The sequence below is a fragment of the Sphingomonas sp. AP4-R1 genome (genome assembly GCF_013113735.1).
Taxonomy (GTDB): Bacteria; Pseudomonadota; Alphaproteobacteria; order Sphingomonadales; family Sphingomonadaceae; genus Sphingomonas_I.
Genome location: NZ_CP053346.1, coordinates 3,474,594 through 3,486,060, shown reverse-complemented (window position 1 = coordinate 3,486,060; position 11,467 = coordinate 3,474,594). Strand labels below are relative to the sequence as shown.

8 protein-coding genes are annotated in these 11,467 nt (G+C 68.5%); 5 read left to right on the top strand and 3 right to left on the bottom strand.

Annotated features, from left to right (window positions below; all coding sequences use genetic code 11):
* The first annotated feature begins 98 nt into the window (after nt 1-98).
* The 5 genes from HL653_RS16150 (at nt 99) to HL653_RS16130 (ending at nt 8,051) form a co-directional block, all read left to right on the top strand.
* A complete protein-coding gene (locus tag HL653_RS16150; RefSeq protein ID WP_216599879.1) occupies nt 99-776 on the top strand; it encodes a response regulator transcription factor in 678 nt (225 codons plus the stop codon).
* Entirely contained in the window at nt 773-2,137 is a 1,365-nt protein-coding gene (locus HL653_RS16145; RefSeq protein ID WP_171745424.1) for a HAMP domain-containing sensor histidine kinase, read from the top strand. The genes HL653_RS16150 and HL653_RS16145 overlap by 4 nt, the downstream gene beginning before the upstream one ends.
* 64 nt (nt 2,138-2,201) lie before the next feature.
* A complete protein-coding gene (locus tag HL653_RS16140; protein WP_171745423.1) occupies nt 2,202-3,443 on the top strand; it encodes an efflux RND transporter periplasmic adaptor subunit in 1,242 nt (413 codons plus the stop codon).
* 7 nt (nt 3,444-3,450) lie between these two features.
* Nucleotides 3,451-6,606 (top strand): efflux RND transporter permease subunit, encoded by a 3,156-nt coding sequence (locus tag HL653_RS16135; RefSeq protein ID WP_171745422.1) that lies wholly within the window; start codon nt 3,451-3,453, stop codon nt 6,604-6,606.
* On the top strand, nt 6,603-8,051 hold the full coding sequence (locus HL653_RS16130) for an efflux transporter outer membrane subunit (protein ID WP_171745421.1): 1,449 nt from the start codon (nt 6,603-6,605) through the stop codon (nt 8,049-8,051). Before HL653_RS16135 ends, HL653_RS16130 begins: the two co-directional genes overlap by 4 nt.
* 45 nt (nt 8,052-8,096) lie before the next feature.
* Here the strand turns inward: HL653_RS16130 and HL653_RS16125 are convergent, their stop codons facing one another.
* The 3 genes from HL653_RS16125 to HL653_RS16115 all read right to left on the bottom strand — a co-directional run bounded on the left by HL653_RS16125 (nt 8,097) and on the right by HL653_RS16115 (nt 11,345).
* A complete protein-coding gene (locus HL653_RS16125; RefSeq protein ID WP_171745420.1) occupies nt 8,097-10,094 on the bottom strand; it encodes a TonB-dependent receptor in 1,998 nt (665 codons plus the stop codon).
* Between the two features lie 89 nt (nt 10,095-10,183).
* A complete protein-coding gene (locus HL653_RS16120) occupies nt 10,184-10,579 on the bottom strand; it encodes a hypothetical protein (protein ID WP_171745419.1) in 396 nt (131 codons plus the stop codon).
* A gap of 184 nt (nt 10,580-10,763) precedes the next feature.
* Nucleotides 10,764-11,345, bottom strand: coding sequence for a type IV toxin-antitoxin system AbiEi family antitoxin domain-containing protein (locus tag HL653_RS16115; protein WP_171745418.1), 582 nt, complete (start codon nt 11,343-11,345; stop codon nt 10,764-10,766).
* Nucleotides 11,346-11,467 lie beyond the last annotated feature (122 nt).

Below are 11,467 nucleotides of genomic sequence, written 5' to 3'. Positions count from 1 at the left end.
GCGCCGCAAGGGAGGCGCGCGGGTGGGGCGAGTGCGGCGCCCGGTTTGCCTGTCGGGTATGAGCGGATACAGTCGGCAGAGGCCGTCCCCTGCGGCCGGTGCCGCCGGAGAGAGTCATTTCGCGCCTGCTTCTCGTCGAGGATGACCCGTCGCTGGGCAGCGCGCTGCGCCGGGCGCTGGAGGCGGCGGGCCATGCGGTCGACTGGGCGACGCGCGGAGAGGACGGCATCGCCCTGATCGAGGCGGAGGCCTATGGCGTCGTGCTGCTGGACCTCGGCCTGCCCGATGTGGACGGGCTGGAGGTGATCCGCGCGATCCGGTCGCTGCGCCACACGGCCCGGATCATCATCATCACCGCGCAGGACCGCACGAGCCAGCGCATCCGGGGACTGGATGCCGGCGCCGACGATTATCTCGTCAAGCCCGTGGATGTCGACGAACTGGCGGCGCGCGTGCGCGCGCAGCTTCGTCGGGCGGACCGGCGGGCGACGGACCTGCTCACCGTGCGGGATATCGCGATCGATCTGGCCGGGCAGACGGTCGCCCTGAATGGCGAGCCCGTCGCCATCACCGCCAAGGAATATAAGGTGCTGGCGCTGCTGATGCGCCGCGCCGGACAGTTCATCACCAAATCCCAGATCGAAGCCGCGCTCTACGACAATGAGCGGCTGATCGAGAGCAACACCGTGGAGGTCGCGGTCTCGTCGCTGCGCCGCAAGCTGGGGCGGGAGGCGATCGTGACGGCGCGCGGCCTCGGCTACATGGTCGCGCGATGAGGGGGCGGCTCCGGCGGTCGCTCGCCGGCCAGCTCTACGCCTATCTCGTCGCGCTCACGGTGGTGATCGCCCTGTCGATGGCCGCGCTCCTGTTCGCGATCGTGCGGGCGGACATCAACCGGCGCGCGGACGAACAGCTGACGACAGCGGCGCAGGTGCTCTTCCTGCTGATGCGGGAGGAGGTGGATGGCGATGCCGTCTTCCCCGCCTGGCATCGCGATCGGCCGACCGAGCGCCTGCTGAGTGACGAGGACGTCGCCGCCTTCCAGGCCTCGGCCCCGTGGCGCCGCTTCGCCGTTTTTCACGGCGGGCAGATGGCCGTGCCGCCGCAAGGAACCGGCATCGCGCAGGCCATGCCGCGACGGGAGGGCTTCGGCACGTTCGAGGCGGACGGCCATCGCTGGCGCAGCTACGGCCTCATCATTCCCCGCCACCATCTGCTGATCGTGATCGCCGAGCAGAAGCAGGTCCGCACGACCCTGCTCATCAGCGGCGCCAAGCGCCTGCTGATCCCGCTGGCGGCATTGATCCTCGGCAGCGCGGCATTACTGTGGTGGACGCTGCGGCGCGGGCTCTCGGCGGTCGATCGCCTGCGGCTCACCCTCGCCAGCCGCTCGCCGCAGGATCTCGATCCGCTGACCGATACCGACTGGCCCGGCGATTTCGAGGATCTCATCGCCGCGATCAACCGCCTGTTCGATCGGGTGCGCGAGGCATTCGATCACGAACAGGCGCTGGCCGATCATGCCGCGCACCAGCTCCGCACGCCTCTGGCGGCATTGAAGGTGCGCGCGCAACTGCTCGCGCGCCATGCCGCGCCCGAGCATCGCGACGATGCCGATGCCCTGCTCGCCAGCGTCGACCGTACCAGTGCGATCGTCTCGCAGATGGTCCGGCTCGCGCGACTGGAGACGGCGCGGTTCGAGCCCGCCGACGTGGATCTGGTCGCGCTCGCCACCCGCACGATCGCGGATCGCGCGCTGGTGGCGGCGAAGGCCGGGCTGGAATTCGCGCTCACGCATGACGATCGGGTGATCGCGCGCACCGATGCAGCGTGTCTCGAAGTCGGCCTCGCCGCACTGGTGGATAATGCCATCGCCCATGCGCGCGGCGGCGGGATCGTCGAAATCGGCGTGACCCATGCCGTGGGTGGCCCGTCCATCGTCGTCAGCGATCGCGGCCCCGGCATCAGCGCGGAGCGGCGCGAGACGCTGCTCACGCCCCCTGCCCGCCCCGATGGCGCCCCCGCCGGGCTCGGCATCCCGATCGCCCGCCGCGCCGTGCATATCCTCGGCGCGACACTGCGGCTCGACCAGCGCGACGGTCCCGGTCTGACGGCGGCGATCATTCTCCCCGACTGAGCCTTCGTCAGCTTCGCATCAGCTTCAGAGTCTACGGCGCGAAATCCGGTTTTCGCGAGGTTCCATGTCGTCCGTTTCCCAAGGCCCGACGCTGCCCCGTTCGCGGCAATTGCTCATCACGGGCGGCGTCGCCGGCGGGCTGTTGCTGGTGGTGGTCGCCTCGACCGTGTTCCACACGGCGGATCCCGATCCGGCCGCGACGGAGAAGACGCCGGGGATATTCCAGGCATCCCCGCAGCAGTTCGCCAGCCTCTCCATCCAGCGCGTCGGCCGGCCCGGCGAAGGCGCCGCCGTCCATGCGACGGGCGTGATCTCCACCAATGACGACGTCTCTACGCCGATCGTCCCGCCTTTGACCGGACAGGTGGTGAAGGTGTTGGTCGAGCCGGGGCAGACGGTACGCGAGGGCCAGCCGCTCGCCATCATCCGCTCGACCGAGCGCAGCCAGGCGCGCGACGCGCTGGTGACGGCCTCGGCCCAGCGGGAGAATGCCCGCGCGCAGATCCGCATCGCCGAAGGCACCGCCCACAGACAGGAGCTGATCTTCAAGAATGGCGGCGGCGCGCAGAAGGATACTCTGCAGGCGCAGGCCGATCTGATCGCGGCGCAGGCCGCGCTGCGGACGGCCGAGGCCGCTTACGCCACCGCCGCCGACCAGCTGAAGATACAGGGCGGCACGGCGGGAGATCTTCGCGACGGCACGAAGGGGGGCACGGGCGGTGCGCTTGCCACCGTGCGCGCGCCGATCGGCGGCGTGGTGGCATCCCGCTCGCTGGCGGCCGGGCAATATCTCGGCTCCGGCCAGACCAACCCGATCTTCGTCATCACCAATCCGGCCTCGGTCTGGCTGATCGCGCAGGTGGCGGAGGGCGACGCGCGACACGTCCATGTCGGCGACCGGCTGGACGTGACGACCCCCTCCTCGCCCGGCCGGACCTTCTCGGCGCGGGTGAGCGTCGTCGGCTCGGGCCTCGATCCCGCCACGCATCGCCTGCCGGTGCGCGCCGTCATCGCCAATCCCGATGGTGCGCTGAAGCCGCAGATGTTCGCCAGCTTCACGATCCGCCCGCAGGCGAGCCGCAGCGCTTTCGCCGGCGTGCAGGTGCCGGCCGAGGCCGTGATCCGCGAGGGCGATACGGCGCGCGTCTGGGTCGCCCAGCCCGGCAACAGACTGGTCGCGCGCGACGTGACGATCGCGGACGGCGCGGCCGACGGGCAGGTCAACGTGATCGCCGGCCTGAAGCCGGGCGAGATGATCGTCACCAGCGGCGCGATCTTCGTCAACGAAGCCGGCATCCCGAGCTGATCGCGCCATGAACTTCATCATTGCCGCCGCGCTCCGCCAGCGCGTCCTTGTCGTGCTGCTGCTCGCCGCGATGCTGGCGGCCGGCGGCTTCGCCTTCGCGAACCTGAATATCGAGGCCTATCCCGATCCGGTTCCGCCCTCGGTGGAGATCGTCACCCAGAATAGCGGCATCTCGGCCGAGGAGATCGAGCGCAACATCACGATCCCGATCGAGGTCGCGATGGCGGGCATCCCGCACGTGAAGACGATCCGCACCATCTCGCTGTTCGGCCTGTCCGACGTGAAGGTGCAGTTCACCTACGATTACACGTTCGAGCAGGCGCAGCAGCAGGTGATCAACCGGCTGGGCCAGGTGGATGGCCTGCCCGACGGCGTCTCGCCCGGAATCTCGCCCGTCAGCCCGATCGGCGAGATCTATCGCTATCGCGTGGTCGGCCCCCCCGGCTATTCGGTGATGGATCTCAAGACCATTCAGGACTGGGTGGTCGAACGGCGCATCAAGGCGGTGCCGGGCGTGATCGACGTCACCGGCTGGGGCGGCAAGACGCGCACCTATGATGTGGTGATCGATAATGATCGCCTCGTCGCCGAGGGCGTCACCGTCGCCAACGTGATCGACGCCCTCAACAAGAGCAACGCCAATGTCGGCGGCCAGACCGTGACGATCGGGCCACAGAGCGCGATCGTGCGCGGCGTGGCCCTGATCCACTCGGTGGACGAGGTCAATCGCGTGCTGGTGGGGATGAACGGCAGCCAGCCGGTCCGCCTGCGCGATGTCGCCACGGTGAAGATCGGCAATCAGCCGCGCCTGGGCATCGCCGGACAGAATGACGACAGCGATATCGTGCAGGGCACGGTGCTGATGTATCGCGGCGCGCAATCCAGCCCGACGATCGCGGCGGTCGAGGCGGCGATCCACGATATCAACACATCGGGCGTGCTGCCCCCCGGCGTGAAGCTGGAGCGGATCTACGATCGCTCGGGCCTGATCAAGCTGACGACGCACACCGTGATCCACAACATGATCGAGGGCATCGTCCTGATCTTCGTGCTGCAGTGGTTGTTCCTCGGCAATCTGCGCTCGGCGGTGATCGTGGCGGCCACCATCCCCTTTGCCCTTTCCGTGGCGATGCTGATCATCACCGTCTCGGGCGAATCCGCGAATTTGCTGTCCGTGGGTGCGCTCGATTTCGGACTGATCGTGGATGCCACCGTGATCATGGTGGAGAATATCTTCCGCCATCTGGTCGAGCGCAGCCACGCCGTCGAGCATGGCGAGGGCGCCTATACGTGGCGCAGCCGGATGGGCGCGATCCTGCGCGGTTCGGGAGAGGTCAATCGCGGCATCTTCTTCGCCGCCGCGATCATCATCGCCAGCTTCATCCCGCTCTTCACGCTCACCGGGATCGAGGGCCACATCTTCGGCCCGATGGCGAAGACCTATGCCTATGCCATTGCCGGCGGCCTGATCGCCACCTTCACCGTCTCGCCGGTGCTCTCCGCTTTGCTGCTCCCGGATCGGCTGGACGAAGTGGAGACGTGGATCATCCGCAAGATCCGCGCCGTCTACGAACCCTCGGTGCGCTTCGCGCTCGCCAACCGCGTGCTGACCCTCGGCGCCGTGATCGTGCTGGTCCTCGGCACGGGGCTCGCCACGCGCACGCTCGGCATCGAATTCCTGCCCAAGCTGGAAGAGGGCAATATGTGGATCCGCGCCACCATGCCCGCCTCCGTCTCGCTAGAAGACGGGCAGAAGGTGGTGAACGAGGCGCGGCGCATCATCGCCAGCTATCCCGAGGTGGAGACGGTCGTCTCCCAGCATGGCCGCCCCGATGACGGCACCGATGCCACCGGCTTCTTCAACGCCGAATTCTTCGCGCCGTTGAAGCCGTTCGACACATGGCCGCGCGGCATGACCAAGGCCAAGCTGACCGAGGAGATGGAGCATCGCTTCGCCGAGCGCTTCCCCGGCGTGGAATTCTCCTTCTCCCAATATATCGAGGACAATGTCGAGGAGGCGGCATCCGGGGTGAAGGGCGCCAATTCGATCAAGCTCTACGGCCCCGATCTCGCGACGCTGGAAGCGACCGGCAAGAAGATCGAAGACGCGATGGCCAAGGTGCCCGGTATCACCGATCTGGGCGTGTTCCAGCTGCTCGGCCAGCCGACCGTGCAGGTCGCGGTCGATCGGGACCGCGCCGCCCGCTACGGCCTGACGCCCGAGGATGTGAACCAGGTCGTGCGCGCCTCGATCGGCGGGCAGGATGCCGGCGAACTCTACGAACATGGCACGGACCGCCACTTCCCGATCGTCGTGCGCCTGCAGCCCTCGCAGCGGCAGAGCATCGAATCGATCGGCCGGATCACGGTCGGCGCGCCCGGTGCCGATGGCGCCACCATCCCCGTCCCGCTCTCCGAAGTGGCGGACATCCGCCTGATCAGCGGGCCCTCGTTCGTCTATCGCGAGCATCAGGAGCGCTACATCCCGATCAAATTCGCGGTGCGCGGGCGCGATCTGGGCAGCGCCGTCGCCGAGGCCCAGAAGCGCGTGGCGCACGATGTGAAGCTGCCGCCCGGTTACCATCTGGAATGGGCGGGCGAGCTTGGCAATCTGCAGGACGCGATCGACCGGCTGGAGCTGGTCGTGCCGATCAGCCTCGCGCTCATCCTCGTGCTGCTGTTCCTGAACTTCGGCTCGGCGCGGGACATGTTGCTGTCCGCCTCGGTGATGCCGATGGCGCTGGTGGGCGGCGTGCTGGCGCTGATCCTGACCGGCACGACCTTCTCCATCTCGGCGGCGATCGGCTTCGTCGCCTTGCTCGGCATTTCGGTGATGGACGGGATCATCGTGCTGACCGCCTTCAATCAGGCGATCGACCACGGGCTGGAGCGGGCCGAGGCGCTGGTGAAGGCGTGCGAGAACAGCCTCCGCCCGGTGCTGATGACCTGCCTGGTCGCCGCGATCGGCCTCGTCCCCGCCGCTTTCTCCAGCGGTATCGGCAGCCAGGTCCAGAAGCCGCTCGCGATCGTCGTGGTCGGCGGGATGCTGCTCGCGCCGATCCTGATCCTGCTCGCGCTGCCCGTGCTGATCGACATGTTCTCGCGCCACACGCCGCCCGGTGCCGATCCGGACGGCGAGCCGGAAGAGGAGGCGCTGGCATGATCCGTTTCCACACGGCCGCCAGCCCGCTTGCTCTGGCGCTGCTGCTGGCCGGCTGCGCGGTCGGCCCGACCTTCAAGACGCCCCCCGCCCCCACGGCGAAGGATTACACGCCGGCACCAGTCGCCCCGGAAATTCCGGCGACCGCGACCACGCCGGGTCAGCAGCTCGTGAATGGCGGCGCGGTCTCGTCGCTCTGGTGGACGCAGTTCGGCAGCGAGGCGCTGAACCAGCTCGTCGCGATGGCGCTGGCGAAGAATACCGATATCGCGGTCGCCGACGCGACGCTGCGGCAAGCTCGGTCGCAGGCCTCGGCCGAAGTCGGCGGGCTCCTGCCGGAGGTCGATGCCGGCTATCAGGCGGAGCGCACCCGCGTTTCGAAGGCGCTGTCCGATCCGCTCGCCGATCCGGGGGTCTATCGCTACAGCCTGCACACCGCCTCGCTCACCGTCTCCTATCCGCTCGATCTGTTCGGCGGCGTCCGCCGCAAAGTGGAATCGGCGCGGGCGACGGCGGAGGCGACCGCCTTCCGATTGCAGGCCGCGCGGCTGACCGTCGTCAGCAACGTCGTCGTCGCCGCGATCACGGAAGCCGCGCTGCGGAAGAAGATCGCCGCGACCGAGGAAGGGCTGAAGGCCGCGCGCGAGGCGCTGGCGCTGCTGCGCGTCCAGCTGTCGCTCGGCGCGATCGGCAAGGCGGACGTGGCGGCGCAGGTGACGGTGGTGGCGCAGGCCGAGGCCGCGCTACCGGCGCTGCAGAAGGATCTGGTGGCGCAGCAGACCAGCCTTTCGATCCTGCTCGGGCGTGATCCGCACGAGCCGCTGCCGGCCAGCGTGGATCTCGACACGCTGACATTGCCCGCGAACCTGCCCGTGTCCCTCCCCTCCGATCTCGTCCGCCAGCGGCCCGACGTGCGCGCGAGCGAAGCCGCTCTGCACGCCGCCAGCGCCGACGTGGGCGTGGCGATCGCGGCGCGCCTGCCCTCGATCGCGCTGAGCGGATCGGTCGGCGGGCAGGCGGTGGCGTTCGGCGACATGTTCCGCGACGGCAATCCCTTCTGGACGCTGATCGGCGGGATCACCCAACCCCTGTTCCACGGCGGCGCATTGCGGGCGCAGCAGCGCTCGGCCGAGGCCGCGCTCGACATCGCCAAGGCGCAATATCGCGCGGCGGTGCTGGGCGCGTTCGGGGACGTGGCCAACGCCCTGACCGCGCTGGATGCCGACCGGCGCAGCCTGGCGGCGGCGGAAACGGCCGCATCCAGCGCACGCGAGAATTACGGCTATCTCGATGTTCAGCTGCGGCTGGGACAGGTCGGCAGCCTCGCTCTGCTCAACGCGACCGCCGCCCGGATCGAGACCGCCAATGCGCTGGTCGACGCGCGGGTTGCGCGGATCGCGGACGTGGCGGCGCTCTATCAGGCGCTTGGCGGCGGGACGACGCGGTAACCCCCCTTTTCCGCCGCCCGTGACATCCACGGGCGGCGGGACGGATCAGAAGGTCGCCACGCGGAGCACCAGCCGGACGTTGCGGCCCGGCATCACCACCTCGTCCTTGTTCAGCGACGTTGCCGCGCGTTGCACGTCGTTGGTCAGATTCTGTCCGACCAGCGCCAGCTCCACGCCCGGCTGCGACCGGAACGGCCGCCAAGCGATCTGGGCATTCAGCTCCTTATAGTGCGGCGTCTCCGTATCGAACGCACCGAACCTGTCCTGCTTGCCGACATAAAGGAGCAGCACGTTCGCATCGAAGGGCTTGCTCTGCCACGTCAGCCCGCCGCCCACGCGATAGGGCGGGATGCGCGGAACATTGCCGCCATTGTCCAGCGTGGCGCGCGTATAATCGGCCAGCGTCCTGGCCGAGAGAGAACCGAATGAGGATTTGATCAGCTCGTAGGTCGCCTCGCCCTCGGCGCCATAGAAATGCGCTCCCTGCTGGCGATAGTTCAGCTCGCGCAAATCGCCGTCGCCATCCACCGCGCAGACGCCGTCATCGTCGCAGACCCGGCCCGTCAGATCGCCGTAAATATAGTTGTGGAACCAGGTGCTGTAGAGGCTGCCGTCGAAATGCAGCTTGCCACGGCGTACGCGCAAAGTGCCTTCCAGCGAATTGGCGCGCTCGATCCGGAGATTGGGATCGCCCGTCTCGAACGTGTTGGGTCCGTCATGCCCGCCGCGCGCGAACAATTCGGTCTGGGCCGGCGCGCGGCCGGTGCTGGAGAAGGTCAGCCCCAGCTTCACGCCCGATCCGGCATCCAGCAACGCCCCGACCGATCCGCTGATCGGCGTATAATCCACCTTCGTCGCGACGTCGCTGGCGGGCGTGCCGTGGACGCTGACATGCTCCACCCGGCCGCTCGCCTGCAGGCGCAACGCGGAGGTCAGCGGCATTTCGGTGAAAAGGTAAGCGGCTTCGCTCTGCGTGAGCGTCGGGAACAGATAGCTGCTGTCCACGCCCACCGCCGAGAAGCGGCGCCGCTGCACCTCCACGCCGACCGCCGTATTCTGCACCGGGCCGATCGGGTTCAGCAGCAGTTCGGCCCGGCCGTCATATTCCTTGTTGCGGAAGGTCGTGTCGACCGTGCCGTCGGGCTCCACCTCGCTGTGCCTGTAGGTGGCATAGCTGCCCGTCAGGTCGAGCGACTTGAACGGGCCCGAGTCGATCGCGATCGTGTCCCGGGTCAGCGCCTTGGTCTGGCGCATGACGATATGGGTGTCGTCGCTCGGTATGCCGTAATTGGCGTTATACTGGGTGACGGCGGCGCCGACATGGCTGTCGCCGAAGAAATAGGAGCCGCCCAGCGATCCGCCCCGGGCGCGCATATAGCTGTTCTCCTGCGTGCCCAGCGGCGTGTCGTAATCGGTCGCGCGCCGATCAAAGCCGTCGGCGTGGAACGCGAAATCGCCGGCTTTCACGTCGGTCAGCGCCGAAATCTCGCCCATGTCGGCAGCGGTGCCGTAGCTGCCCGTCACCTCGCCCGTGATCGGCTGGGTCGGCTGGGTGAGCGGCACACGATTGTTCAGCACGTTGACCACGCCGCCGATCGCCTGGCTGCCATAGCGCAGCGTCGACGGCCCGCGCACCACTTCGATGCTCTGCGCCGCCAGCGGATCGATCGGGATGCCGTGATCGGGTCCGATGTCGGACACGTCGGAGCTGCTCGCCCCATCCTCCAGCAGGCGGACGCGGGTGGCGTCCATGCCCCGGATGATCGGGCGGCTGGCGCCCGCGGCGAAGCTGGTCGCCGAGACGCCCGGCGTGGTGGCCAGCGCATCGGCGATGCTGCCGCCGCCGCTCTGCAGGATCTGCGACCGATCCACCTTGGCCACGATCGTCGGCGTATCGTCGCTGAAGGTGGCGAAGGGAGAGGCGGTGACGACGATGGTGTTCCGGTCGTCGGCGCCGGTGGCGGGCGCAGCGGCGGGATCGGCATAAGCGGCCGCAGGGGCGAACGCGGCGGCGGCCACGCTGAGCATGGTGAAGGATCGCATCAGGGAAAACTCCGGCAGTCTGTCGCGATGCCGGCGCCCCTCGGGCAACACGGCATGGCAAGCGGAGCGGCGTGACGCGCGCTCCTTGTCTAGGGCTGGTGATGTTCGGAAAGGATGGGAGGCGCGCGGCCGCGCCAGCCGGGCGGCAGATGACGACGCGGCCAGAGCAGCAGCAGGGCGGCCGTGACGATGGCGTGGAACGCGGACGGCCCGGCCACCGCGATCGGAGCCGGCGCGAGATAATCCGCCGTCTGTGCCAGCTCCCGACACAGGAGGCAGGCGGTCTCGTCGTCGGACAGTCCGAATTCGGACGCGGCGCCGATCCGGACGGAGGTGTCCTGCACCGAAAGCTGCGCCGCGAGATGCGGCAGATGAACATGGGCCCGCGCGACGACGCCTTGCCAAAGCAGCGCGAGAAGGATCGCGACGGCGAGCGCCGTGCGCCGCACCGACCCGCCGGGCCGCAGTGCGCGCGGGCCGCTCATTCCCTCACTGTCTGGTGATCCATGCCCCACTCAGGGCGCCCCTTTTCATCTCGCACGGTCGTCGATCGTGATCGGTCGTCATGCTCGCCGGCATGATCGTGAGCGGCGGGCATGATCGACAGACGCTGACCTGGAGATGAATGAGATGTTGTAACATTAAATCGAAAGCGAAGCGCGTGCAGCCCTATCCGCCCGGCCGGTAGAACATCTCCCCGATACGAACCGCCAGCCCCGCTTTAACCAGCAGGCTGAGATTCTGGCGCGACAGGCCCAAAGCGACCAATTCCTCGCGCGATGCGCCGCCCTGTCGATCGAGCAATTCCAGCGCGCGCGCGCGGGCGGTGCCCCGGCGGATACCGACATCGGCGTATCCCGCCGCCGTGGCGCGCGTGGCGACGATCAGGGCCTTCAGAAGCGCCGGGGGTTCGGGCGAGATCGGCGGCGGCAATCGCAGGTTGAGCGCCCCCAGACACGCGACGACGGTGATCGCCGCATGCACGATCGGATCGTCGCTTTCCCCGCCGTGCGCGCTGCGCTGGAGATGCGCGACCATCTGGATGAAATCATGCTCCTCCGGCGCGATGAACGGAGCATCCAGGGTCAGAAACATCCTTCGGGATGCATCATGATCGCGCAGCGCATCCGCCAGCGGATCCGGCTTTTCGCCCGGCCCCGTGGCGGCGGCCTGCGCGGCCAGGCGCAACAGGCGCAGCACCTTGCGCTCGGCCGGGCGCAGCGCGCGGGGAGGTCTCCAGTCCGACGACATGGCTGCGATCAATGGCCTCGCGAATGGAGGGTAGGAGCGACCAGACAGGCCCGGTCCGCATTGCTGTCGGTCCTCCGGCCGCTCTCGCGATTGCGATCCTGCAACATGACGGGACGGGCGGG

Excerpts from the sequence above, each read along its gene's own strand:
- HL653_RS16135 (WP_171745422.1), top strand. The coding sequence starts at position 3,451 with ATGAACTTCATCATTGCCGCCGCGCTCCGCCAGCGCGTCCTTGTCGTG.
- HL653_RS16140 (WP_171745423.1), top strand. The coding sequence starts at position 2,202 with ATGTCGTCCGTTTCCCAAGGCCCGACGCTGCCCCGTTCGCGGCAATTG.
- HL653_RS16120 (WP_171745419.1), bottom strand. The coding sequence starts at position 10,579 with ATGAGCGGCCCGCGCGCACTGCGGCCCGGCGGGTCGGTGCGGCGCACG.
- HL653_RS16125 (WP_171745420.1), bottom strand. The coding sequence starts at position 10,094 with ATGCGATCCTTCACCATGCTCAGCGTGGCCGCCGCCGCGTTCGCCCCT.
- HL653_RS16145 (WP_171745424.1), top strand. The coding sequence starts at position 773 with ATGAGGGGGCGGCTCCGGCGGTCGCTCGCCGGCCAGCTCTACGCCTAT.
- HL653_RS16130 (WP_171745421.1), top strand. The coding sequence starts at position 6,603 with ATGATCCGTTTCCACACGGCCGCCAGCCCGCTTGCTCTGGCGCTGCTG.
- HL653_RS16115 (WP_171745418.1), bottom strand. The coding sequence starts at position 11,345 with ATGTCGTCGGACTGGAGACCTCCCCGCGCGCTGCGCCCGGCCGAGCGC.